The organism is Streptomyces sp. A0592, assembly GCF_004795115.1.
Classification (GTDB): domain Bacteria; phylum Actinomycetota; class Actinomycetes; order Streptomycetales; family Streptomycetaceae; genus Streptomyces; species Streptomyces erythrochromogenes.
This window is the reverse complement of sequence record NZ_SSBM01000001.1, coordinates 316,959-341,339: the sequence shown is the minus strand read 5'-3', so window position 1 is coordinate 341,339 and position 24,381 is coordinate 316,959. Positions and strand designations below refer to the sequence as shown.

General features: G+C 72.7%; 20 protein-coding genes, 1 tRNA gene, 1 pseudogene and 1 riboswitch. Of the genes and pseudogenes, 12 read left to right on the top strand and 10 right to left on the bottom strand.

Annotation, left to right across the window (positions count from 1 at the left end; translation table 11 throughout):
- Positions 1 to 41 precede the first annotated feature (41 nt).
- Both E6U81_RS01640 and E6U81_RS01635 read left to right on the top strand, forming a co-directional pair.
- Complete coding sequence (locus tag E6U81_RS01640) at positions 42 to 2,849, top strand: alpha/beta fold hydrolase (protein WP_136228218.1); 2,808 nt, start codon at positions 42 to 44, stop codon at positions 2,847 to 2,849.
- The gene (locus E6U81_RS01635) at positions 2,846 to 3,730 is read left to right on the top strand and encodes an ABC transporter permease (protein WP_136228217.1); all 885 of its coding nucleotides are present in this window, start codon (positions 2,846 to 2,848) and stop codon (positions 3,728 to 3,730) included. The genes E6U81_RS01640 and E6U81_RS01635 overlap by 4 nt, the downstream gene beginning before the upstream one ends.
- Before the next feature lie 83 nt (positions 3,731 to 3,813).
- Here the strand turns inward: E6U81_RS01635 and E6U81_RS01630 are convergent, their stop codons facing one another.
- Positions 3,814 to 4,764 carry an aldo/keto reductase gene (locus tag E6U81_RS01630; protein WP_136228216.1) on the bottom strand — a complete coding sequence of 317 codons (951 nt, stop codon included), beginning with the start codon at positions 4,762 to 4,764 and terminating at the stop codon, positions 3,814 to 3,816.
- Positions 4,765 to 6,800: 2,036 nt separating this feature from the next.
- On the opposite strand from E6U81_RS01630, the gene E6U81_RS39600 reads away from it, so the two are divergent.
- The 7 genes from E6U81_RS39600 to E6U81_RS01600 all read left to right on the top strand — a co-directional run bounded on the left by E6U81_RS39600 (position 6,801) and on the right by E6U81_RS01600 (position 14,375).
- Entirely contained in the window at positions 6,801 to 6,968 is a 168-nt protein-coding gene (locus E6U81_RS39600; protein WP_168714521.1) for a hypothetical protein, read from the top strand.
- Positions 6,961 to 7,863, top strand: a complete 903-nt coding sequence (locus tag E6U81_RS01625) for a hypothetical protein (protein WP_136228215.1) — start codon at positions 6,961 to 6,963, stop codon at positions 7,861 to 7,863. The genes E6U81_RS39600 and E6U81_RS01625 overlap by 8 nt, the downstream gene beginning before the upstream one ends.
- A gap of 727 nt (positions 7,864 to 8,590) precedes the next feature.
- Entirely contained in the window at positions 8,591 to 9,037 is a 447-nt protein-coding gene (locus E6U81_RS40710; protein ID WP_240803561.1) for a hypothetical protein, read from the top strand.
- 283 nt (positions 9,038 to 9,320) lie between these two features.
- On the top strand, positions 9,321 to 9,932 hold the full coding sequence (locus E6U81_RS01615) for a hypothetical protein (RefSeq protein WP_136228214.1): 612 nt from the start codon (positions 9,321 to 9,323) through the stop codon (positions 9,930 to 9,932).
- A gap of 320 nt (positions 9,933 to 10,252) precedes the next feature.
- Positions 10,253 to 12,076 (top strand): alpha/beta fold hydrolase, encoded by a 1,824-nt coding sequence (locus E6U81_RS01610; protein ID WP_136228213.1) that lies wholly within the window; start codon positions 10,253 to 10,255, stop codon positions 12,074 to 12,076.
- Between the two features lie 126 nt (positions 12,077 to 12,202).
- Positions 12,203 to 13,837: a N,N-dimethylformamidase beta subunit family domain-containing protein gene (locus E6U81_RS01605; protein ID WP_240803560.1), complete on the top strand. Its 1,635-nt coding sequence runs from the start codon at positions 12,203 to 12,205 to the stop codon at positions 13,835 to 13,837.
- A gap of 133 nt (positions 13,838 to 13,970) precedes the next feature.
- Positions 13,971 to 14,375: a VOC family protein gene (locus E6U81_RS01600; protein WP_136228212.1), complete on the top strand. Its 405-nt coding sequence runs from the start codon at positions 13,971 to 13,973 to the stop codon at positions 14,373 to 14,375.
- Here the strand turns inward: E6U81_RS01600 and E6U81_RS01595 are convergent.
- The 4 genes from E6U81_RS01595 to E6U81_RS01580 all read right to left on the bottom strand — a co-directional run bounded on the left by E6U81_RS01595 (position 14,345) and on the right by E6U81_RS01580 (position 17,875).
- On the bottom strand, positions 14,345 to 15,154 hold the full coding sequence (locus E6U81_RS01595) for an ABC transporter ATP-binding protein (RefSeq protein ID WP_136228211.1): 810 nt from the start codon (positions 15,152 to 15,154) through the stop codon (positions 14,345 to 14,347). The two genes, E6U81_RS01600 and E6U81_RS01595, sit on opposite strands and share 31 nt — an antisense overlap.
- A complete protein-coding gene (locus tag E6U81_RS01590) occupies positions 15,151 to 16,179 on the bottom strand; it encodes an iron ABC transporter permease (RefSeq protein WP_240803559.1) in 1,029 nt (342 codons plus the stop codon). The genes E6U81_RS01595 and E6U81_RS01590 overlap by 4 nt, the downstream gene beginning before the upstream one ends.
- Complete coding sequence (locus E6U81_RS01585; RefSeq protein ID WP_136228209.1) at positions 16,176 to 17,171, bottom strand: ABC transporter substrate-binding protein; 996 nt, start codon at positions 17,169 to 17,171, stop codon at positions 16,176 to 16,178. The genes E6U81_RS01590 and E6U81_RS01585 overlap by 4 nt, the downstream gene beginning before the upstream one ends.
- A 41-nt stretch (positions 17,172 to 17,212) precedes the next feature.
- A riboswitch (cobalamin riboswitch) is annotated at positions 17,213 to 17,353 on the bottom strand.
- Positions 17,354 to 17,380: 27 nt separating this feature from the next.
- Positions 17,381 to 17,875 carry a GNAT family N-acetyltransferase gene (locus tag E6U81_RS01580; protein WP_136228208.1) on the bottom strand — a complete coding sequence of 165 codons (495 nt, stop codon included), beginning with the start codon at positions 17,873 to 17,875 and terminating at the stop codon, positions 17,381 to 17,383.
- Between the two features lie 160 nt (positions 17,876 to 18,035).
- Here E6U81_RS01580 and E6U81_RS01575 point away from each other — a divergent pair, with 160 nt between their 5' ends.
- The gene (locus E6U81_RS01575) at positions 18,036 to 18,677 is read left to right on the top strand and encodes a PASTA domain-containing protein (RefSeq protein ID WP_136228207.1); all 642 of its coding nucleotides are present in this window, start codon (positions 18,036 to 18,038) and stop codon (positions 18,675 to 18,677) included.
- 118 nt (positions 18,678 to 18,795) lie between these two features.
- Here the strand turns inward: E6U81_RS01575 and E6U81_RS01570 are convergent.
- The 3 genes from E6U81_RS01570 to E6U81_RS01560 form a co-directional block, all read right to left on the bottom strand.
- A tRNA-Trp gene (locus tag E6U81_RS01570) sits at positions 18,796 to 18,872 on the bottom strand.
- Between the two features lie 70 nt (positions 18,873 to 18,942).
- A complete protein-coding gene (locus tag E6U81_RS01565; protein ID WP_136228206.1) occupies positions 18,943 to 19,470 on the bottom strand; it encodes an SMI1/KNR4 family protein in 528 nt (175 codons plus the stop codon).
- Positions 19,471 to 19,501: 31 nt separating this feature from the next.
- A complete protein-coding gene (locus E6U81_RS01560) occupies positions 19,502 to 19,897 on the bottom strand; it encodes a hypothetical protein (RefSeq protein ID WP_136228205.1) in 396 nt (131 codons plus the stop codon).
- Positions 19,898 to 20,028: 131 nt separating this feature from the next.
- On the opposite strand from E6U81_RS01560, the pseudogene E6U81_RS01555 reads away from it, so the two are divergent.
- Together E6U81_RS01555 and E6U81_RS01550 are read left to right on the top strand one after the other, a co-directional pair.
- Positions 20,029 to 21,368 (top strand): annotated as a pseudogene (locus E6U81_RS01555) (glycoside hydrolase family 18 protein).
- A 65-nt stretch (positions 21,369 to 21,433) separates the two neighbouring features.
- On the top strand, positions 21,434 to 22,747 hold the full coding sequence (locus E6U81_RS01550) for a serpin family protein (protein WP_136228204.1): 1,314 nt from the start codon (positions 21,434 to 21,436) through the stop codon (positions 22,745 to 22,747).
- Here the strand turns inward: E6U81_RS01550 and E6U81_RS01545 are convergent.
- Positions 22,644 to 23,681 carry a PfkB family carbohydrate kinase gene (locus E6U81_RS01545; protein WP_136228203.1) on the bottom strand — a complete coding sequence of 346 codons (1,038 nt, stop codon included), beginning with the start codon at positions 23,679 to 23,681 and terminating at the stop codon, positions 22,644 to 22,646. The two genes, E6U81_RS01550 and E6U81_RS01545, sit on opposite strands and share 104 nt — an antisense overlap.
- The gene (locus tag E6U81_RS01540; protein ID WP_136228202.1) at positions 23,678 to 24,358 is read right to left on the bottom strand and encodes a bifunctional 4-hydroxy-2-oxoglutarate aldolase/2-dehydro-3-deoxy-phosphogluconate aldolase; all 681 of its coding nucleotides are present in this window, start codon (positions 24,356 to 24,358) and stop codon (positions 23,678 to 23,680) included. The genes E6U81_RS01545 and E6U81_RS01540 overlap by 4 nt, the downstream gene beginning before the upstream one ends.
- Between the last annotated feature and the right edge of the window lie 23 nt (positions 24,359 to 24,381).

Sequence of the window (24,381 nt, the reverse complement as noted above, 5' to 3'; positions counted from 1 at the left end):
GGGTGCTCGGAGGCCGGGTACCGGGCGTTTAGGGTGCCCGTATGAAGCTCCGAATGCCCCGGCGCCGCCGAGACCGCCTGCTCGCGGGCGCCGCCGCGCTGGCCGTCGTGGCGGGTGCCGGTACGTGGACGGCCTCGTCCGCGTCCGGCGACGCGCCCGCCGTGCACCGCCAGGACCAGGTCCTGAAGATGCCCGGTGCCGACATCGACACCTCCTACTTCCTCGCAGGCGGCGGGGAGGGCGACGGAGCGAAACGTCCGGCCGTGCTCCTCGGGCACGGCTTCGGGGGCAGCAAGGACGACGTCCGTGAACAGGCCGAGCGGCTGGCCCGCGGCGGGTACGCCGTGATGACCTGGTCGGCGCGCGGCTTCGGCCGCTCCGGCGGCCGGATCGGGCTGAACGACCCGGAGCACGAGGTCAAGGACGTCTCCCGGCTCGTCGACTGGCTCGCGGCCCGGCCCGAGGTACGGCTCGACGCGGACGGCGACCCGCGCGTCGGGGTGTCCGGAGCCTCCTACGGCGGGGCCGTCTCGCTGCTGGCCGCCGGTCACGACCGGCGCGTGGACGCGATCGCCCCGGAGATCACCTACTGGAACCTCGCGGACTCCCTCTTCCCGGGCGGCGTCTTCAAGAAGCTGTGGTCCGGCATCTTCTTCACGACCGGTTCGGCCGACGGGATGCAGCAGGCGGGGACGGCCCCGCAGGACGCGGGGGGCGGCGGACGGCCGCAGGACGCGGCCGGAAACGCCTCCGAGGCCGCGACCGCAACCGGGTCCGGGTCCGCGTCCGGTCCTCAGGACGGCGCCGCGGCCGGTCCCGGCTGCGGGAGGTTCACCCCCGAGCTGTGCGCGATGTACGAACGCGTCGCCGTGGCCGGAAAGCCCGACGCCGAGGCCCGCACCCTGCTGGAACAGCGCAGTCCGTCGGCGGTCGCCGACCGGATCAAGGTGCCGGCCCTCATCGTGCAGGGCCAGGACGACTCCCTCTTCCCGCTGGACCAGGCCGACGCGATGGCCGCGGCCATCGCGGCGAACGGCGCACCCGTGTCGGTGGACTGGGCGGCCGGCGGACACGACGGCGGCATGCGCGAGGCGGACCGGGTGGAGGCCCGCGTGGCCTCCTGGTTCGACCGCCACCTCAAGGACGACAGGAGTGCGGACACCGGCCCGGCGTTCCGGGTCTCGCGCTCCGGCGGGATCGACTCCACCGACGGCGAGGTGATACTGCGCGGTGCGAGCGGCGACCGGTACCCGGGGCTGGCTTCCGGCCCGAGGGATGTCGCCCTGACCGGGCGGGAGCAGACCTTCACCAACCCTGCGGGCGGCGCGCCCCCCGCGCTGTCCTCCCTGCCCGGCATCGGCGGGCAGCTCGCCTCCTTCGGGGCCGGGCTCTCGCTGGACTTCCCCGGGCAGAACGCCCGCTTCGAGTCGGCGCCGCTGGACGGTGACCTGCAGATCACCGGAACGCCGACCGTGACCCTGAAGGTGAGGTCGACGGCTGCGGACGGTTCGGCCGTGCTGTTCGGCAAGGTGTACGACGTGGGGCCCGACGGACGGCAGCAGGTCCTGCCCTCCCAGCTGGTGGCCCCGCTGCGGGTGGAGAACGCGCAGCAGGGCACGACCGTGCGGCTGAGGCTGCCCGCGATCGACCACTCCGTCGCGGCCGGACACCGCCTGCGGCTGGTGGTCGCCGCCACGGACCTCGGCTACGCGACCCCGGCCGCGACAGCCGCCTACACGGTCTCGCTCGAAGGCCCCCTGGCCGTGCCCGTCGCGCCGCAGGTGCGGACCGCCACGGCGGGCATGCCCGCCTGGACCTGGGGGCTGCCCCTGGGCGCGCTGGCCGTGGCCGCGGCACTGCTCGGGTTCCGGCGGCCCGGCCGGGGCGCCGCCGGGGCACGGGCCGGCGTACCGCAGCCGGACCCGGCGCTGGCCGACGTACCGCTGCAGATCACGGGCCTGACGAAGCGGTACGCGAAGTCGCAGGACCGGTACGCGGTACGGGACCTGTCGTTCCGGGTGGAGAAGGGGCAGGTACTGGGGCTGCTCGGGCCCAACGGGGCCGGGAAGACCACCACCCTGCGCATGCTGATGGGGCTGATCTCGCCGGACGCCGGGGAGATCCGGGTGTTCGGGCACGCGGTGCGGGCCGGGGCGCCGGTCCTGTCGCGGGTCGGGGCCTTCGTGGAGGGCGCCGGCTTCCTGCCGCACCTGACGGGCCGCGCCAACCTGGAGCTGTACTGGCAGGCCACCGGCCGCCCGGCCGAGGACTCGCACATGGCGGAGGCCCTGGCGATCGCCGGGCTCGGCGACGCGCTGGAGCGCGCGGTGCGCACGTACTCGCAGGGCATGCGGCAGCGGCTCGCGATCGCGCAGGCGATGCTCGGGATGCCGGACCTGCTGATCCTCGACGAACCGACGAACGGTCTGGACCCGCCGCAGATCCGCGAGATGCGGGACGTGATGATCCGCTACGCGGCCGGCGGGCGGACGGTCATCGTCTCCAGCCACCTGCTGTCGGAGGTCGAGCAGTCCTGCACGCACCTGGTGGTCATGGACCGCGGGCAGCGGGTGGCGGCGGGCGAGGTCGCCGAGATCACCGGCGGCGGGGACACCCTGCTGGTGACCCTGGCCGAACCGGTGGACGGGGTGGCCGTCGAGAAGGTGGCGGCCCTGGAGGGCGTGGGCTCGGTGGTGGCCGCGGACGACGGGCTGCTCGTACGGCTCGAAGGCGCTTCGGCCGCCGCTCTGATCGCCGAACTCGTGCGGCTGGAGGTGCCGGTGACCGGAGTGGGGCCGCACCGCAGACTCGAGGACGCGTTCCTCACCCTGATCGGAGGTGCGGCATGAGTACGGCGACGAAGGCGCGGGGGGCGGCCGCGGAGACGGCTCCCGGCTACCGGGCGAGCCGCACGCTGCCGCTGCGCGTGGAAGCCCTGCGGCAGTGGCGCAGGCGGCGGACGCTGGTGATGGGCGGGGTGCTGGCCGCACTGCCCTTCATCATGATCATCGCGTTCGCGGTGGGCGGCGGGCCGGACAGCCGGCGCGGCGGCGGCAACCGGATCACCCTGATCGACACGGCCACGGCTTCCGGCGCGAACTTCGCCGCGACCTGCCTCTTCGTGTCGGCCGGCTTCCTGCTGGTGGTGCCGGTGGCGCTGTTCTGCGGGGACACGGTGGCATCGGAGGCGAGCTGGTCCTCGCTGCGCTATCTGCTGGCGTCGCCGGTGCCGCGGGCCCGGCTGCTGTGGAGCAAGCTGGTGGTGGCCCTGGGCTTCAGCCTGGCGGCGATCGTGCTGCTGCCGGTGGTGGCGCTGGCGGCGGGCACGGCGGCGTACGGGTGGGGGCCGCTCAAGCTCCCGGCGGGCGGCGCGCTCGCGGCCGGGGACACGGTGCCGCGGCTCGCGCTGGCGGTGGCCTTCGTCTTCGTGTCGCAGCTGGTGACGGCCGGGCTGGCCTTCTGGCTGTCCACGCGGACGGACGCGCCGCTGGGCGCGGTGGGCGGCGCGGTCGGGCTGACGATCGTCGGGAACGTGCTGGACGCGGTGACGGCGCTCGGCTCGTGGCGCGAGTTCCTGCCGGCGCACTGGCAGTTCGCGTGGGCGGACGCCCTGCAGCCCCAGCTGGAGTGGGGCGGGATGGCCAAGGGGGCGGTGGTATCGGTGTCGTACGCGCTGGTGCTGTTCGCCCTGGCCTTCCGCGGCTTCTCCCGCAAGGACATCGTGTCCTGAGCGGGCGGCCGCGGGCCGCCTGTGCGACGAGCGCTCCCCATGCCCCGCAGGGCGTGGGGAGCGCTCGTCGGCGTATCCGGCCCTTACGCGGTGACGGCCGGGGCGATCGCGTCGATCTCGGCGAGCAGCTCCGCGTCGAGCGGGCGGTCGCCGGCGGCCGCGTTCGCCCGCACCTGCTCGGCGGAGGTGGCGCCGGCGATGACGGAGGCGCAGCCGGGCTGGGCGGAGAGCCAGCCGATGGCCAGTTCGAGGACGGTGCGGTCGTGCTTCTCGGCGATCGCGGCCAGCGCCTCGACCACGTCGAGGCGTTCCTCGGTGAGGTAGGCGTCCCGGCCGTCGAGGCGGGAGCCCGCCGGGACGGGCGCGCCCCGGCGGATCTTGCCGGTCAGCAGGCCGTTGGCGAGCGGGAAGTACGGGAGTACGCCGACGCCGTAGTGGAGGGCCGCCGGGACCAGCTCGCGCTCGGCCGACCGCTGCAGCAGCGACCACTCGTTCTGTGCGGACACGAAGGGGACGGAGCCGGTCTCGCGGGCGACGTGGGCGGCTTCGGCGAGCTGCCAGCCGGTGAGGTTGGAGTGGCCGATGTAGCGGACCTTGCCCTCGGCGACGAGCTCGGTGAGCGCGGCCAGCGTCTCGGCGATGGGAGTGGCCGGGTCGGGGCTGTGCAGCTGGAGCAGGTCGATGCGGTCGGTGTCGAGGCGGCGCAGGGACTCCTCGACGGCGCGCCGGATGTAGGCGCGGCCGCCACGGGATCCGGCGGCGGGGCCGTACTTCATGTCGACACCGTCGTAGCCGAACTTGGTGGCGAGGACGACCTGGTCGCGGCGGCCCTTCAGGGCCTGCCCGAGGTGCCGCTCGGAGCCGCCCGCGCCACCGTAGATGTCGGCGGTGTCGAGAAGGGTGACGCCCGCGTCGAGGGCGGCGTCGACGACGGCACGGGTGGCCTGTGCGTCGAGTCGCCCGCCGAAGTTGTTGCAGCCGAGGCCGACGGCGGACACCAGCAGACCTGAACTGCCCAGGGGGAGATGGCGCATGCGTTTTCGTTCCTCCGGCTCGACGGTTACATGATCAGGGGAGTCACCGCCCCCACTGCATACTGCCAGCCCCGACCGGCTCGCTGCGGCGGAGGTGGACGCATCGTCCGTACCGCTCGGTGCGGACCTCGTCGACGTCCTTCGGCCGGCGGGCGGCAGGCCGTCACTGCCGTTCCACCGTCACGGGCGTCGGCGCACGGCAGGCGTCGTACTGGCCGCAGGGGTGGCGACGAGGACTTCGCCGTGAGCCGGCCACCACCCCCGCCGATGCCGTCACCATCAGGGCCCGGCGGGGTCGGCCGGGCCGTCGGTACCGGGATTTCCGAGGGACAGGCACCACGGACATTCGTGGAAGTCGCTCGCGGTGCTCGCCGTATGCAGCGGGGGGAGGGAGAACCCCGCTCGGTATTCGTCCTCTCGCATCCGAGCCGAGCATATTTTCGTCCGGCTCGAGGTGATCGCTCCGTCCCCGCTCCCTTGAGCGAAGCGGCGTACCACCCGCATCAGCCCCGCCCGCACCGCGTTCCCGACCCGTGATGCTGCAGGCAGGACACGGCGCACGGCAGTCGACCACGGGCGGTGATCGGGTCGGTCACCGTGGGGAGCCGTACTCATACGACCCTACTCACGGAAGACTCATATGACCCTACGAATTCCGGCATCGTCGGTCGGTCACGCAATGTGTTCCTCCTCGATCGTGCAGCGTGCGAGTGATGACCTTGCCGCCAGGGGTGCGGCCCGGGGAAGGGTGGCAGACCCTTGCGAATTCGAACCAGCCGCCCGCCCGGAGGATACTTCTTTCGCTTTTGACGCTTCCCCAATTTCCCCGAGCATGCAGAACTGAGATGCGTCGAACAGGGACCAGGCAGGCCACATCGTTTGACGTGACCTCAATATCGAGACCAAAGCCAGCAATGTACGGATTGCCGAGGTTTTTTACTCGACCGACTACGTGTGGATTGCCGGGGTTTTTACGCGAACAGCCGCGTGCGGATTGCCGGGGTTTTTAAGGGATTCAGTGATCTCATCCACTTCCCGGGCGCCGGCATGACACGCCGCGCCGCGGAGCCCCGGAGCGCCCTCGAAGCCGACGCCCCTCACCCGACGCGAGCGCGGCCCTGGAGATGGGGAAGGGGCGGGCCGGACGTCGGATCCGCGGCCGTTCAGCGAGTGGAGTCAGCCGGCGGCATGGAGGGGCACTCCGCCGGTCGTACCGGTGCCACAGCTCGCCGGGGAGGCAGCCGGACGGCGTCCACATGGCAGGACAGGACGTGCTTGAAGCGTTGCTGTCGCCGCAGCTCAAGGGCGTCCACGCGCCACAGACGGCCAGTCCCCGATGACGTAAATGCAGCGCAACCTGTGCCCAGCGCGGTGGAGATCAGCATGATCCACAGGAGAATGTCGCCCACAGCCGGTCCTTTCGAAGGGTGATGGTTCCAGGGCGCGCACGATCGAAGCCCCGAGATCGCCGGGCATAACGCAGCGGCATATGCGGGGTTGCGCCCTCCCCTCCGATTGCAGCCATGCGCAGCAATCTGCAGGCCTTGACATCTCAGCATCTTTGATGATGGTCGGATGGTGTCGGGGTGGCCGGAGAGGGGGGTCGGGGCTCGGCAGCGAGGATGAAACGCAGGGCAGAGCCCTTGCGTCGATGGAGCGCGCTCGACCGTCAGGGGTCGCGGCGAACGGGAGTTCAGCGGCGAGAAATCCGTCGCGCCGGGTCCCCTTCGGCCCGCTGCTTCTCGACTCTTTGAACTGCGGCGCGGCAGGGCGCGGCCACTTCTCCTGCCGCATTTGCAGAAACGATAAGCGGCACGGAAGAACCATTCATTCACGACCACCACCCGGATGGCCCATACCCTGACCAACATCAACAGCGTTTACGGCATATGACAACAGCAAAGATCCCCATCTCCTACCGCGGGCCTGCGGACGGAGAAGGGCAGGGAGGCGACTTTCGCTCCGGGGCCACCCGGATCGGAAAGTGGACCTTCACTCCGCGCCCAACCGGCTGTAGCGAGCCCAGGAACGCGACGTTGGAAAAAGAGAGTCTGGCCGTCGATCTGAGTTACTCTTCCTCGATCTTCGAGGACTTCCTCCATGCGATGAGCATGATCCAGATCGACTTCGACCGGCGGTCGGGGATCATCGACCGGTCCGAGATGGCCGGCGACCAGTGTTCGGGCGGCAGCTCCCGTGTCTGAGCCGTACGGATCCCCGGACGTCCACGCCCCCCACTTCCGGCCGGACGACACCGCCTTCTGGCGTCAGCCGGAGCATGTACAGCACCACTCCCCCGGGCAGCCGCTCGGCGGCCCCGGTGAGGCCGACCGGTCGTGGGATCCGGCGGAAGAGCTCGCCATCCTTCTCCAGGAGAGCACTGCAGCCCGGCAACCGGAGACCTTCAGCCGCGTCGGCTTCGACGCCGCGGCTGACACGGTCAGTGCCATGGGCCTCGTGGCCGGGCTGAATCACGCGCCCGTCGAGCGGCCGCCCAGGCAGACTTCCAGTGGGCACCGCCGGAGCCCGTCGAGGCCGCCGGTCGTGACCCTGCTGCGGACGGGCAGCCTGTTCACCGCCTTGCTGGTCGCCGTCATCGCCGCCTTGGTGAGCATCCTCAGCGGCCTGGCCATCTGCGAAACCCTGCGCCACAGCGCCGGTCTCCATACGGCCCGCGAAGTGGTCAGCTGGTGGCCCCTGCTGATCTACGGCCCCTGGATGGTCGCCTCTCTGTCCATTCTCAGATCCGCGCTGCACCAGCGGCGCGCCCTGCATTCCTGGTCCATCGTCCTGCTGTTCTCCACCCTGGCCACGCTTCTGTGCGTCGCCCAGGCACCCAGGACGATCGCCGCCGGAACGTCGTCCGCTCTTCCCGCGGTCGCCGCGCTGGCGTGCTTCCAGCAGCTGGTCCGCCAGATCACACTCACACGGCCGCCGCGCAACGCCGCTCCACGGCACCGGAACCCGCCCGCCTCCGCCCTCGGCCGGACGACCACCGTCGGGCGCAGCCCGGACGGCGTCCCTCCCGGCTACTCCATGGCAGAGAAGAGGACTGCCCGCTCTCCGTCCAGCAGTCACAGGTACAGGTACGGCGCATGACGGCCCCACCCGTGCGGCGGTGTCGGCTGCGACGCAGGTCAGAGCGCCGGCGGCGCGTGGGCAGACCCGGGCTTCCTCCATCGTCCGCTCGTCAGGAGTCGGTGGGGTCTCGTGGAAGGGCTGGGCGCGAGTCGCTTCCGTCAGCGTCATCGTCATCGCAGGACGGCCGGCCGGTCGTCCTGCGGCCGTCGGGAGCGGTCCGCCGTCCGAGCGCAGAAGAGGGTTTCCCGGGTGAACGCCTCGGCGGAGACTGCGCTGTCGGACGACGGCGCACGAGGGCCGAGCATCCCGAAGACGGCGACCGCGAAGAGCAAAGGCGGTAGCAGCCGCTAACTCCCTGGCCAACCCGGTCCTTCCCACACATCAAAGGGGTGTTCGCCTGCACCTTTGAAACGAAGATCGAAACCGATGGTCACGGGCCGCACGCAGACTCAGTCCGACGGTCTACCCACCCCTGCCCACCGCGTGCCGGACCGGGGCCGTCCACCGCGAGGCAGCCTGGACCCGCCGCACCCCGCACGCCCCTCACCCCGCACGCCCCGCACCCCGCACCCCGGGCGTCCGATCGCTGCGGCCCGCCCGAGCGACGCGCCGCAGGGGGGCATGCCCGACGACGGGCTCGTGCGAACGAGGCCGGCGCGCCGGGCAGAAGCCCCGCCCCCTCCGAACCGAAAACACCACGCGCTCCGGCGCATCCCCTCCACACCCATCACGAGAGGTCGGCACCATGTACGAACTGACCCACGCAGAGCGGATCCAGTACAAGCGGCGCCAGGACACCGCCTACCAGGCCGGCGAGGATGCCGTCACCAACCTTCAGGCGGCGCTCGCGCTCGCCGACCTGACCCTCCCCTCCCTGAGCAACGACGGGCCGGTGGCAGGCCACGGCTTCGTCCGGCTCGGAGGGTGCAACGCGGCCTTCGCCAATCGGCTCGCCGAAATCGTTGCCGCAGGTGCCGACGCCCTGCGGCACGAGCGGAAGGCCGGCAAGGTGGAACGGCCTCAGGAAGGGCTGCAACAGCGCACCGTCCACGGTGCGGAATTCGACGGCTACCGGATCCTGCGCGCCGAAGTCCCGACCGCACCGGACCCCGTCGCCGCGTTCCTCCTTGCCGTGCGCGACACCACCGGGCTTCCCGCCCGCGTGGATCGCAGGCCGACGCGGGCCCACTGAAGCCCCGCGAGCCGGCGGGGTGCGAACGGTGGCTCCGGCTCACTGGTGGGCCCGGTCCGCGAGTCACCGTCCGCGCCCCGCTGGACGCCGTCCTCACCGAAGCCGCGGCCGCCACGGGCAAGGCCGGATCCGTCCCGGCGCGGCTCCAACCACGTCGGCGAGGACACCTTCGGGCACCGGCCCGGGACCGCGGGCCTTCCCGGCGGTGCGAGCCGCCGCCCCGGATACGCTCCGGATACCGAGGGCACGGTATGCCCGGCTGCGCAGCGGGTACGCGTGTGGTGTGGGAGACGAACGCCTGACGTTCGACGGCTGGATCGCCGCTGTCGGCACGTGCTCCGGCACGCGCGTGGTCGTGGGCCACTGGCCGCTGTCACCCTTCGGGCCGTTCAGTGACGTGATGCTGGAGCGCGCCGACGGATGGCGCACGCTGATCGCGCCCAGCGCCCGCACGGCCGACTACATCGCCGGCGTCTACCACTTCGACGAGGTCCGCACGGCCCCGGTGGGAGTGCGGATTCATGGCGGCACCTGGGACGTCACGGCAGGAGCCCTGGATCTGGGCTTCCGGGTCGGGCGTCAGGGAGCCCTCGGCCTGGCCCTGCGGGCTGTGCCCCGACCGCTCGCCCGCAGGCCGTTGTGGGCGGCCGTGACCGACGTGCCCGCGCGCCTGATGGCCGGCGTACGGACCCGGGGGAGCTCGCGCCACGGATGTCGCCAGTGGTACGCGGCGGGCGGCCTGTGGCCGATCACGAGCGTCCGGGCCTTCTTCGAGGCGATCGACCTCGGCGCACTCGCCCCTGTCGTCCCGCCCGTGCGCTTCGGCTTCGCGTCGGCCCCCGCCTCACCCGCACTGGTGCGGGTGCTCTCCACCGTCGAACGCAGTACTCGCTGACCGCCGGGCCGTCAAGGATCCGGCCGGCCGGATCGGCCCTGGCCGGCCCCTCGTTCCACTGGCATATGCGGCTGAATCAGGTCGATCGCTCTGCGCACCCTTGGGAGCGGGTTCCTTCACTCGGCGTCGCATCTTGATCGTCCTCCGCGACCCGGGGGGACCAGCGCTCCCCAAACGGGCCGTACGGGTGAATTCCTCACACTTCACCCAAGACCGGAGATGTCCAGATATCTGCCATGAGGCGATCCGGCTGGGCTAGAACGGGTGCCCCCACGGCACCGATCGGCACACCCGGTCGGCGAATTCGAGAGGACCCCTTCGTGAGCCACTCGCAGGACGACAACCCGATCACCCACGTCACCGCAGCACAGTTGAACCGGATCGCCGGGCAGGGCATCTACACCTCGGCCACGTCCGTGGACCCGGACGCCGTCAACGTCGCCGAGGCCCTGGTCGCCACCCTGAACGGCACGGCGGAGAGCCCGCTGCTCACGGCCGACCTCCGGAGGCTCACGGAACAGGTGCAGCAGAAGGCGACGATCGGCTTCCCATGGATCACCGCCGACGACGGGGTACGGCTGTCGGCCCACACGATCAAGCTGAACACCTCGGAGCCCCGCCCCGTGGTGATCGTGCCGTCGGGCTGGACGCCCTTCGGCTGGATCCTGTTCGAGTACGCGTACCTCCAGCTGGCGCTCCGCGGATACCACGTACTGGCCTACACACCTCGCGGCATCGGCCTCACGACTCCCCTCCCGGGCGGCGGCTTCGTCGACGCCCCCTGGACCTCCCAGGGCACGATCGACGTGGCGGGATCCTCGGACTGGACGGACGGCTCCACCGTCATCGACTACGCCCAGCAGCACTTCGACCCGAGCAGGATCGCGTTCCTCGGCGAGTCCTACGGGTCCGGCATCAGCCAGTTGGTCGCGGCGAACGACCCGGCCGACCGGGTGGACGCGGTCGTGGCCCTGAGCACGTGGGGCGACCTGGCCGACAGCCTCTACCAGAACGACACCCGGCACCTGGCGGCGGTCAAGGCACTGATCGACTTCACCGGCGGCCCGATCGAGCGGAAGTTCGACCCGGCCACCCGGCAGCTCCTGGAGGACTTCCTGGCCGGCCGGAACCCCGATGGGGTGAAGAAGTGGCTCAAGGAGCGGTCCCCGTCGTCCTACCTCGACGACACCAACGCCCGCGACGTCCCCACCCTCTTCTCGAACACCTGGCACGAGACGCTGTTCCCGGCCAGCCAGACCATCGCTCACTTCGACGCGCTGACCGTGCCCAAGCGGCTCAACCTCTGGATCGGCGACCACGCCGCGCCCGAGGGCGCCGGCCTCACCATCCCGTTCAGCGGGCCGAACGTGCCGGTCGACGAGGCGTTCGCCTGGCTCGACCACCACGTGCTCGGGGCGGACAACGGCGTTGCCGCGTGGCCGCCGGTCAACAGCCAGATCATGTTCACGTACAAGACCAGGATCGACCCGGAGACCGGGCAGAACGTCATCACCGAGCCCGCCGTCCGCGAGCCCAGGCCGTCCTGGGCGGACGTCACCACCTCCACCGAATCCTGGTACCTCACCGCCTCCTCCACCGACCGCCGCGACGGCGGGCTCGGCACCGCGCCGGAAACGGGCTGGAAGCGGGAGTTCACCGCCGGACAGCTCACGGCCGCCACCGCGGTGGACGCCGTCATCACGACCGGCCAGGCGGAGTGGAAGGGGAACCCGAAGTCCTACGCCACCGGCACCTTCGACCGCAGGCACCTCGCCGTGTGGACCAGCGGCCCGCTGCAGCAGGCCCGCCGCATCCGCGGCGTCCCCGAGCTCGCCCTGACCGTCCGCAGCTCCGCCGCCGCCACGACCCTGGTGGCCTACCTGTTCGACGTCGCCCCCGACGACACCGCCCGCATCATCACGCACGAGCCCCTCACCCTGCTGGACCTGGCCCCCGGTGAGGACCACAACGCCTCCTGGAGGCTCCAGGCCGCCGGCTACGACCTCGCCGCGAACCACCGGCTCATGCTGGTCGTGAACAGCAGGGACCAGCTCTACTCCGACGCGGGCGAGGGCAAGAGCGCCACCACCACGATCACGTCCCCCGACGACAGCGCCGCCCGCCTGGTCCTGCCCCTCGGGTAGTCCCCCAGGACCGGGCCGCGACACCCGCGCCCCGCTTGCACACCCCGCCTGCCGCCAGCGAGACCCAGGTCAGCAGGGGTCGGGGCGGTGGAAGCGGGGCGCGCAGGGTGACATAGCGTGCCCCTCATGGATCAGGAGCACATAGCCGGGCCGACCGGCGACGGCGCTGGCAGGCGGCGGTTCCTCGCGATCGCCACGGGGGCCGCGACCGCCGCGGGGCTCGGTGCGGCGGCCGGCTGCGCGGGCGGGGACGGGAGCGGGAACCTCCGCGCCGGCCCCGGTCCCGGCGGGAAGGGCACCGCCTCCACGCCGGACGGCAAGCAGCCGGCGGGAGGAGCTCACGGCTTCGACGTGAAGGCCGAGAACGCCCGCCCGGGCAACGCCGACTGGGCCGTGGTGAAGGCCGGGCCGGCGCGGGCCGTGGAGGGCTTCGCCGACAAGGTCAGCGTGTTGCCCGGCGAGTCCTTCGGCCTGTACGTGTCGACGACCGCACCCCGGTTCACCGTCTCCGCCTACCGGATGGGCTGGTACGGCGGCGCCCGCGCCCGGCTGGTGTGGCGTTCGGAGGCCCTGCCCGGAGTTCGGCAGCCCGAGCACACCGTGGACTCCGACACCCGGATGGTCCGCACGCGGTGGGCCCGCACCGCCACCGTCGAGACGAAGGACTGGCCGGAGGGCAGCTATCTGCTGCGCCTGGACGCACAGGGCGGCGAGGGCGGCCAGCGTTTCGTACCGGTCACCGTCCGGTCCGCGGCAACGGCCGGGCGTACGGTCGTGGTCAACGCCGTCGCCACCTGGCAGGCCTACAACCGCTGGGGCGGATACGGCAGTTACGACGGCCCCAGCGGCGGCTACGCCTCGCGCTCCCTCGCCGTGTCCTTCGACCGGCCGTACGAGTACGACGACGGCGCGGGCCTGTTCCTGGTGTACGAGGCCCCGCTGATCGCGCTGGCCGAACGCCTCGGCATACCCCTCGCCTACGCGACCACCACGGACGTCGCGCGGGAGAAGCGGTTGCTGGAGGGAGCCGCGGCGGTGCTCTCCCTCGGGCACGACGAGTACTGGTCGCCGGAGCAGCGCGCCCACTTCACGGCGGCCCGCGACGCCGGCACCAACATCGCGATCCTGGGCGCGAACTGCTGCTACCGCCGGATCCGGCTGGAGGCCTCCGAGCTGGGGGCCGACCGTACGCTGGTCTGCTACAAGTCCTCCTACGCCCAGGACCCGGGCTTCAAGAGGGGCCATCCGGCGACGGTGGACTTCCGCTCGGCTCCGGGCGCGGACCCGGAGAGCTCGCTGCTCGGCGTGATCTACGACGGCTATCCGGTGGACGCCCCGTACGTGGTGACCCACCCCGGCCACTGGCTGTTCGAGGGCACCGGCGCGAAGGCGGGCGACCGCTTCGAGCACCTGGTCGGCGTGGAGTACGACAAGGTCGACACCGGTTTCACGACGCCGCGTCCGATCGAGATACTGGCCCACTCCCCCGTGGTGTGCGAGGGCCGCCCCAGCCACCAGGACACGGCGTACTACACGGTGCCGAGCGGCGCGGGGGTCTTCGCGACGGGCACGATGCGGTGGGTGGAGGCCCTGGACGCGACGGGCGACGGCCGCAGCGGACGCAACCACGGCCTGGACGCCCGGTCCGGGGCGCTGACGACCCGGGTGACGGAGAACCTCCTGCGGGTGTTCGCGGCGGGCCCGGCGGGCCGGTCGCATCCGGCGCAGGACAACGTCAAGGCGGTGTACGGCGGTTCATGATCCCGCGGCGGCGGAAAAGGCTTGGCTCCGCCACCGCGGGATGTCTAGGATCGTGATCACGGCATCGCGTGTCGGTCACCGGCCGGGTGAGGCATGGAGGTGCCCGTGATGTGCCTTTCGGAGGCATTCACCCATGTCCGTACAGCTGAACCACACGATCATCCACTCCCGTGACAACCGGGAGTCCGCCGAGTTCCTGGCGAACATCCTCGGTCTCGAAGTCGGTACCGAGTGGGGGCCGTTCATCCCCGTCGACACCGCCAACGGCGTCACCCTGGACTTCGCGACCGTCCCGGCCGGGTCCATCACCCCGCAGCACTACGCCTTCCTGATCTCCGAGGAGGAGTTCGACGCGGCGTTCGAGAAGATCCGGTCGGCCGGCGTGCCGTACTTCGCCGACCCGCACGGCAGGCTCCCCGGCGAGATCAACCACAACGACGGGGGCCGCGGCGTCTACTTCACGGACCCCGCCGGGCACGGGATGGAGATCATCACGCGCCCGTACGGCTACCAGGAGCCCGCCGCCACGGGCAGGTAGACGACGTTGGGCGAGCCCGTGTCGGGGTGGACCTCGACGCGGGCGCGCACCCCGTACACCTCGGTCAGGAGTTCCTCGGTGAGCACCTCCGCCGGCGGCCCCGAGGCCGCGACCCGGCCGCCCGACAGGACGTACAGCCGGTCGCAGAAGGCGGCCGCGAGGTTCAGGTCGTGCAGGACGAGCAGGCCGGTGGCGGGCAGGGCCCGGACCAGGCCGAGGACCTCCAACTGGTAGCGGATGTCCAGGTGGTTGGTCGGCTCGTCGAGTGCGAGCAGCCCCGGGTCCTGGACGAGCGCCCGGGCCACCAGGACGCGCTGCCGTTCGCCCCCGGACAGCTCGTCGAAGCGGCGGGCCGCGAAGGGGCCCGCGCCCACGGTCTCCAGGGCGTCGGCGACGCGCCGCATGTCGTCCGGACCGTCCTGTTCCCAGAAGCGCTTGTGCGGGCTGCGGCCCATGGCGACGACCTCGCGGACGGTCAGTCCGAAGGTGCCGCTCGCGTCCTGCGGCACCACCGCCACGCGCCGCGCCCGTTCCTTGACGGTGAGCTCGCCCGCGTCCGCGCCGTCCAGCAGGACCCGGCCGGCGGTCGCCCGCAGGGCTCCGTAGACGCAGCGCAGCAGGGTGGTCTTGCCGCTTCCGTTGGGGCCGACGACCCCCACCGTTTCACCGGGCCGGGCGGTGAGGTCGATTCCGTGGAGGAGGGTGTGCCCGTCGGTCTCGTACCGCACGCCCTCGACGGCCAGGTCCACCGGCCGGGCCGGTCCGGTCCATTCCGTCATCCGGTCACCCCTTCGGTACGGCTGGAGCGGCGCAGCATCCAGAGGAAGAACGGCCCGCCGACGAGCGCGGTGACCACCCCCACCGGTATCTCCTCGGGGGCGGCGGCCGTACGGGCGATCAGGTCGGCCAGGATCAGGAACACGGCCCCGCCCAGCGCGGCGACGGGCAGCAGGGCCCGGTGTCCGGCGCCCACGACCATCCGGGCGGCGTGCGGGACCATCAGCCCGACGAAGCCGATGGCCCCGCTGCAGGCGACGAGCACGCCGATGACGAGGGAGGTCAGGACGAACACGGCGGCGCGGAAGCGTCCGGTGTCCAACCCCAGGGTGTGTGCGCCCTCCTCCCCGGTGAGGAGCAGGTCGAGCGGGCGGGCGAGGGTGAGGAGCAGGGCGCCGCCGACGAGCAGCGCCACCGCGGGCAGGGCCAGTTCGTCCCAGCGCGCCCCGCCGAGACCGCCGAGGGTCCAGAACAGCACGGAGCGGATCTGGTCGGGGTGTGCGGCGAGGACGAGGACGAGGCTGGTGAAGGCGGACAGGATGTACTGGACGGCCACGCCGGCCAGGATCAGCCGGCCGGTGGTCATGGTGCCGCCGCGCCGGGCCATCGCGTAGACGGCGACGAGCGCGGCCATGGACCCCACGAAGGCGGCCAGCGGCACGCCCATGGCGAATCCGGCCGCGGCCGTGCCGAAGACGATCACGAGGACGGCTCCGGCGGAAGCCCCGGAGGAGGCCCCGAGGAGGAACGGGTCGGCGAGTTGGTTGCGTACCAGTGCCTGGAGCACGGTGCCCGCGACGGCGAGCCCGGCTCCGACGACGGCGCCGAGGAGGATCCGCGGCATCCGCACGTCCCACACGATGGAGGCGAAGGCGCCGGTGGGCCGGTTCCCCGACAGGCCGCCGACGACGATGTCGAGGACGCGGCCGGGGGCGATCCGTACGGGTCCCAGCGCCAGGCCCGCGATCGCCGAGACGGCGAGCGCGGCGGTGAGGACGGCGAGGACCGTGCCGGTGCGGAGCCTCACGCGGGGTTCGGGTGGAGCTGGCTTCCCAGTGATTCCACCGCGTCCGCCACGCGGACGCCGAGGACGGCCGAGGAGAGCGGGAGCACGACGAACCGCCGGTTCTTGACGGCGGGCACCTCGGCGAGCGCCGGGTCGTTCAGCAGGCGCTGCTTCTTGGCCTCGACGGTGGTGCCGCCGTAGTCGTAGATGAGGACGACCTCGGGCTTGCGCTCGATGACCTTCTCCCAGGCGACGTCGCCGAAGGTGTCCCCCAGGTCGGCGAAGACGTTGGTGCCGCCGGCGAGGGAGATGATCTCGTTGCCGACGCCGTTGCCTCCGGAGGTGGAGGCGGTGGCCTCGCCGGAGTCGTAGGCGAAGACGGTCGGCCGGGGCCGGTCCTTGACGCGGGCGCTCACGGCGTCGATGCGGCGCTGCTCGTCCTCGATGAGCTTCGCGCCGCGGTCGGGTACGCCGAAGGTGCGCGCGACCTCGGTGATCTCGGTCTTGAGCTGGTCGAGGCCGACCTTCCCCTCGGTGCAGTACTCCACGTTGAGGCGGGAGTTGATGCCGGACTCGGCCAGGCCCTCGCGGTCGCGGCCCTGCGCCTTGTCGAAGGCGCTGGCGTAGCCGCCGTAGACGAAGTCCGGGTCGGCGCCGAGCAGGATCTCCTTGGAGGGGTACTCCTCGGCCAGCACCTTGATCTTGTCGTAGGCGGGCTTGTAGGCCGGCAGCACGGCATCGTCGAGGTAGGCGGTGCCGGTGATCCGGTCGCCCAGGCCGAGGGCGAGCATGAGCTCGGTGGCGTGCTGGTTCATGGTGACCGCCCGCCGGGGCGGGGCCTGGTAGGTGCTGCTCACGCCGCAGTTGGTGAGGGTGTACGGGAAGCCGGGCGCGGCGGCGGTGTCACTCGCGGCCCCGTCCTGCCCGGCGCCGGATGAACCGGCGCAGGCGGTGAGGGACATCAGGAGGGCGACGGGGGTGAACGCGCGCAGGGCGGCGCGGGAACGCGACATGGCGGGGCCTCTCCGGGGGATCCGCGTCCCCTGGTCGACGTGAAGGAACAGAGGCGGTGCGTCAGTGTCTGACTCCCGGCGTCCCCCGTGGGGACGGCCGGTCACAGTGGCGGGACCGCACCGGAATCGCACCGGTTTCCTGTCCTGCACCGCCTGGTTGTGCGCCCCAGTCTGCCAGAACGCGCACGTGGGATGGGGTGGGGCCCCCGTCACGGCCGAGGGGCGGGCTCCGGGGCGGTGATCAGGTCCATCCCGGGGTACTGGGCGGCGGCGAAGCCGGCGGCGCGGTACACGGATGCGCCCGCGGAGCTGGCGTGCAACTGGACGAAGTGGACGCCGAGTCCGTTCAGCCAGTCCACCAGCCCGGCCACGATCCGTCCGGCGTGGCCCTGCCCGCGTGCCGCCGCCTCCGTGACCATGCCGTCGATGTAGCCGCGCCGCCCGTCGGGCCGGAGGGGGCTGGGCAGATGGTACGTCACCCACGCCATGCCGGCGGCCTGCAGGGGCTCGCCCGGCCCGCCGCCGACAACCAGGCAGGTGCAGTCCGGCCGGCTGTCCGAGACCCGGTCGGCGAACCAGCCGCGGGCGATGTCCCGCCAGGGCGCGTCCGCCGCTCCCGGATCGGCACCGAGCGCTTCGAGCGCCACCGCGCGGAGCCGGATCAGTTCGGGTATGTCGGCACGGGTCGCCGTACGGGGCTGCATGGTTCGCGTCCTCCTGAGGAATCCCAACTTGTTGTATCCAGCATGGATCTTAGGGGTGACCAACACGCTCCTGAGAGCCACCCCATCGCGCGGGGTGCTGACATGTCACGGGTGCGTCACACAGACCTCACACCTCCCACACATCGGACACGATGGCGCGATGCGCACACACCACACCGCCGCTCTCGCCGCCGCGGCCGCTCTGCTCCTTGGCCTCACCGCCTGCAATCCGCAGAGCACCGACACCGGCAAGCCCGCTGCGCCCAGCACGCCCGCCTCGAACTCCGCCCCCGATCCGGCTTCCAGCGCCCCGGCTGCAGCGAAGACGGCCGCCCTCCCGAACATGGTCGGCAAGGGCCTCCAGACCGCTCAGGACGAAGCACAGGCGGCAGGGTTCGCCGTCCTGAAGTCCCACGACGCGCTCGGCCGCGACCGGCTCCAAGCCCTCGACCGGAACTGGAAGGTCTGTTCCCAGACTCCGGCCGCCGGCGCGAACGTCGACACGGGCACGACCGTGGACTTCGGGGCCGTGAAGCTGGAGGAGTCCTGCCCGGCCGCCGACGCGCCCGCCCCGAAGCCCGCGGGCAGCACGATGCCTGACTTCGTCGGACAGGGCATGAAGGCCGTTCGCGGGGCGCTGCCGTCCAACGCGAGCATCACGGTGAAGGACGCTGTCCAGAGCCGCATGGTGCTGCAGGAGTCGAACTGGAAGGTGTGCTCGCAGGATCCGAAGCCGGGGACGGCGCTGACGGGGCAACCGTTGTCGTTCAAGGTCGCCAAGGCGGACGAGTCCTGCCCGTAGGCCCTTGCAGGCCGGCACGTCACCGACATGGCCGCCGTAGGCGACCGGCCACCCCCCGAGCCCGGCCGCAGCACGGGACACGCGGCCGAGCCCCGCCGAACGATCGGCGGGGCCCTCATGGCAGGGGCGGCAGGATTCGAACCTGCGGCCTACGGTTTTGGAGACCGTTGCTCTGACCAGCTGAGCTACACCCCTTCGGCGAGACCAACCATGGCACGGCCGGGCCCGGCGATCCAGTGAATTCCTGTCGCGTCGCGGAACGGGATCAGCGGCAGAGTTCCATGATCATGTCGTCGAAGCCGGGGAACTCCTCGGCGGCCAGCTCGACCACCGCGCCGGCCGTGCGCCGCGCGTCCGGGGCGAACCGGTCGGCGACCGCAGTCAGAGCTTCGTCCGGGCGCGACGTCCGGTCGGCGCCGTACGGCGCGGCCGCCTCGTACGGGCCGCAGCCGTCGGCCAGCAGCCACAGGAAGTCGCCCAGATCGCGCGCCACGACGCCCGTCTCCCCCTCGGAGCCGAGGAAGACCACGGGCTGTTCGGCGAGCGGCCGGCCCGGGCGGACCAGCCAGAACGCCGCGTACCCGCCGGAGCCGTCCTGGCCGAAGACGCGGAAGGCGCCGCCGTCCAGGTCGTTGTTCCCCGTCCATGCCCTGAACCAGTCGTCGGTGTCCTCGGCGGACAGGAAGGACTCGAAGGGCTCGAAGTCGACCCCGTCGCCGTCCGCGAAGTCGAAGGGGACCGCCAGGGCGGCGGCGAGCGCGGCGGGGAACTGTCGATCGTCGGTGAGCGTCACTCGCACACACTAACGGGGCGACGGACGCAGGTCAGGCCAGGGCCTCGAGGAAGCCGCCGCGGGAGGTTCCGGAGCTCAGGAGGTGCGGCCAGTCCAGCGTCTCGGGCAGTGCGTCGAGGGACAGGACCACGGCCCCGCCCGCCCGTTCGGCGTCCGCGCACCAGTCGGCCATGTCGCCGGGCCGGAGGCCGCCGCCGGACCCGTCGAGCACCGGCGCGACCATCGCGGGAACGACGAGCCCGGCGTCGCCGGGGCCGTCCACGACGCACAGCGTGAGCTTGGGGACGATGCTCCAGCCGTCGCACCGGGGCACCGCCCCGTCCTGCGCGGTCAGCGCCGGCAGGGCGGCGTGCACGGGGGCTTCGGCCATCAGCAGCACGGGGGTGGCGCCTCGGACGAACAGGGTCTTCTCAGGATCGAGCAGCATCGGACCACCCTCGCAGAGCGGTACGGCCGAGTTTCGGCCGCCCCCTTGACCACTCTGGTCCAGACCAATAGTTTCCGGCATGCACCGCCGCACGCGCTCACGCCCACTCCTCGCATCCGCAAAGGAAGCCCATGCGCCGCAGCATGCTCGGCAGACTGGCCGTAGCCGCCTGTTCCCTCTCCCTGCTGACCGCCTTCGCCCCCGCCGCCGTCGGCGCGGACGGCGGCGCCTCCGCCGCTGGCGGATCCGGTCGCACGTACAAGAAGGTCGGCTACTTCACGCAATGGGGCGTCTACGGCCGGGACTTCCAGGTCCAGGACCTCGAGGCGAACGGCACGGCCGGCAAGCTCACCCACATCAACTACGCCTTCGGCAACGTCAGCGCCGAGGGCAAGTGCTTCACCGGGAACATCCCGGCGAGGCCGACGCCTGGGCCGACTACGCGCGCCCGCTCGACGCCGCGAACTCCGTCGACGGGGTCGCCGACACCTGGGACCAGCCGCTCGCCGGCAACTTCAACCAGCTGCGCGAGCTCAAGGCCAAGCACCCCGGCCTCAAGGTGCTGATCTCGCTGGGCGGCTGGAGCTGGTCCACCCACTTCTCCGACGCCGCGCTGACCCCGGCCTCCCGCAAGGCCTTCGTCGAGTCCTGCATCGACCTCTACATCAAGGGCAACCTCCCCCAGGACGGCACCCGCGGCGGCGCCGGAGCCGCAGCCGGCGTGTTCGACGGGATCGACCTCGACTGGGAGTGGCCCGGCTCCGCGGGCGACACCGACACCAAGTACCGGCCCGAGGACAAGCGCAACTTCACCGCACTGGTCAAGGAGTTCCGCACCCAGCTCGACGCGTACGCACACAGCCGGAAGAAGAGGACCACGTACGAGCTGACCGCCTTCGTCCCGACCGCCCCCGCCAAGATCGACGCGGGCTTCGACGTCCGCCGCATCATGCGCGACCTGGACTTCGTCAACCTCCAGGGCTACGACTTCCACGTCTCGGGCGAACCGAGGACCGCGCAGCAGTCCGCCCTGTACGCCCGCGGCGACTTCAGCGTCCACGGCACCGTGGAGGCCTGGCAGCGGCGCGGCGCGCCCGCGCACAAGCTCGTGATGGGCATGCCCTTCTACGGGCAGGGCTGGACCGGCGTCAGCGGCGGCGGGGACGGCCTGGGGCAGCCCGCCACCGGACCGGCCCCGGCCACCTGGGCCGCCGGCTACGAGGACTACAAGGCGCTGAAGAAGCTGGCCGATTCGGGCGCCTACCAGGTGCACCGCGACCGGCGCGGCGGACACGCCTGGCTCTTCGACGGCACCACCCTGTGGACGTACGACGACCCCCAGGTGCTGCGGGCCAAGACCGGCTACATCCGCGAACAGGGCCTGGGAGGCGCGATGTTCTGGTCGCTCGACGCGGACACCGCCGACGGCGAGCTGATGACGGCCGTCGACCGGGGCCTGCGCGGCCGCTGACCGGCGCCGCCGGGCCGTGGACGTCGGTCCGGCCCGGCGGCGTCCCTCCACGTACGCTCCCCCGCATGACGCAGACGCAGCGACAGACGCAGAACCAGGCTCAGGCGCGAACCCAGGCGCAGGCGACGGTGCGGGCGGTCAACCGCCTCACCACGCGCTGGGCCGCGCACGCCGCCTCCGGCACCGGCGGCACGGTCTTCACCGCCGCCGGGGTCTGGCCACTGCTCGCCCTCCTCGCGGACGGCGCCGGCGGGCCCGCCCGCGCCGAACTGGCGCAGGCGCTGGGCATACCCGCCGAGGACGCGGCCGGTGCCGCGCGGGAGCTGCTGGCCGCACTGGCCGGCGTACGGGGGCTCAGCGCGGCGACCGGCCTGTGGGCCGCGGCCGGCCTGCCGCTGGAGGAGGGCTGGTCGGCGAAGCTCCCGCCCGGCGCACGGGGCACGCTGACCGGCGACCTGGAGGGGGACACGAAGGCCCTGGACGGGTGGGCCTCGGAGAGGACCGGCGGCCTGATCGAACGCATGCCGGTCACCCTGCGGCACGACACCCGTCTCGTCCTCGCCTCCGCCCTCGCGCTGGCGCTGAAGTGGGCAGAGGCCTTCCGGGAGTTTCCGGGCCACGTGCCCGACGGCCCCTGGGCCGGCCGCGGCCTGCGCCGACTCTTCCGCACCACGGCCTCACTGGACCCGGTCCGGGTGGCCGAAGGCCCCACCGGGCCGGTCACGGCCCTGGAGGTCACCGGCGCCGTCGACATGGACATGGACGTGCACCTGCTCCTCGGCACTCCGGCGGCGCCCGCCGCCGACGTACTGGCGACCGGCATCGCGGCCGTCTCGGGAGCCCTCCCGGCACCGGCCGGCAACGCCCTCCCGGACGGAAGCCCCGGCCCCGGGCTCACGATCGCGACGGTGGACGCCTTCAGCCCGCAGCCCCAACTGTCCGTCTCCACCGTGGCCTTCTCGTTGTCCGCGGAGCACGACCTGCTGGAGGACGCGGCGCTGTTCGGGCTCCTGACCGCGACCGCCGAAGCCCACGGGCACTTCCCCGGCATCAGCGCCGAACCACTCGCCATCGGCTCGGCGCGGCAGTCGGCCATGGCCCGGTTCCACGCCGAGGGGTTCGAGGCGGCGGCCGTCACCGCCATCGCCGCCAGGCCCGGTGGGGCCGCACGCCGGCCGAGCCACCGGGCCCGGCGGGCCGAGGTCCGGTTCGACCGGCCGTTCGGGTTCCTGGCCGTCCACCGGAACTCCGGACTGGTCCTTGCCGCGGGCTGGGTCACCGATCCGGAATCGGCGGTGCAGCCTCGGCCCGGGGCGGCCGGACCGTTCCCTCCGCCGCCCTTCCCCGGTGTGCGGCCGCCAGCGCCGCCGTCTCACTGAAGGCCGGGACCCGGCCGGTGCCGCCGCGGCCGGACACCGACAGCGAAGCGGCGGCGGTGCCGTGGGCCACGGCGTCCGCGAGGGTGTCGCCGAGGACGAGCCGGGCGGTCGCGGTGCCCGTGAAGCAGTCACCCGCACCGGTCGCGTCGACGGGCGCCGGGTTCACGGGCACCGGGTGGTAGGCCGCCCGCGTGCCGTCGTCCAGCAGCAGCCGGTCGGCGCCCGCGGTGACCGCGACCGTACGCGCCCCCAGCGCGCGCAGGCGGGTGGCGGCCGTGCGCGGGTCGGCGGTGTCGACGAGGGCCTGCGCGTCCGCCGGGCAGGAGGTCTTGAGCAGTCCGGTCAGCGGGGCGATCCGGGCGAGCAGCTCCCGGGCCTCGGCCCGGCCGGTGAGCCGGGGGCGGAAGTTGGGGTCGTACGTCAGCAGCCCACCCGCCTGGTGGACGAGGCGGGCGGCGGCCAGGACGGCGGCCCGGCTGGTCGGCGACAGGGCGCCGGTGATCCCGCTGGTGACGAGCGCCCCGCAGTCGGTCAGCAGCGCGCGCCAGGACGCGACGTGCCGCGGCGCGAGGGTGGATCCGGCGCTGCGGGTGCGCCAGTACACGAACTCGCGGTCGCCGTCGGGGTCGGCGGAGAGCAGGTAGGCGCCGTTGGGACGCGGGGCGCGGCGGACGTGGGAGACGTCCACGCCCAGTTCGGCGGCCCGCCGCAGCAGCGGGACGCTGAGCTCGTCGTCGCCGACCACGGCGAGCAGTGCGGTCCGCGCTCCGGCGGCGGCCGCGGCGGCCGCCGCGTTGAGGGCGTCGCCGGAGTAGGAGAGGCGGGCCGCGGTGCCGTCGGCGGCTTCGCGCAGGGCGGTGCCCGCGTGGATCTCCACCAGGACCTCGCCGAGCACGAGGACGTCGTAGCCGGTGGTTGTGGCCCGCCCGGTCACGGCCGCGGCTCCGGGGCCGCGGCGCGATGGCCGGCGGGACCCCGGTCGCCACGTTCGCCGCGGTCCGGCCGGACCGGCCGGGACCCGGCGAACACAGCGGCCAGTGCGTCCGGGTCGGCCGGCAGGCCGCTGCCGATGCCGACGGCGGTGGCTCCGGCGGCGATCCAGTCGGGAACCTCGCCGGGCCGGATGCCACCGGTCGGGATGAGCACCGCGTCCGGCAGGACGGCCCGAAGGGAGCGGACGAACCCCGGGCCGCCCACGTGGGCCGGGAAGACCTTGGCCGCTCCGCAGGCCCGGACGGCGCAGGCGATCTCGGCCGGGGTGAACCCGCCCTCGACAAAGACGGCTTCGCGCCGCTCGGCGACCTCGCGGACCTCGGGCGCCGGGTACGGGGAGACCAGGAATGCGGCGCCCGCGTCCAGGGCGGCCAGGGCCTGCCCGGCGGTGGTCACCGTGCCCACGCCGATCAGGGCGGGACGACCGTGCGCGTCGGCGAGTTCGGCCGTACGGGCGACGGCCCCGGCCCAGCCGGGGGTGGAGGTGGTCAGCTCCACGGCGCGGCAGCCGGCGGCGAGCAGGGCGGTGGTGGCGCGGACGGCCTCATCGGCGTCGGCGTTGCGCAGCACCGGAAGGAGGCGCTGGACGGCCAGCACCTCGTACAGGTGGCCGGACATGCAGCCCTCCCCATTTGTTCCAC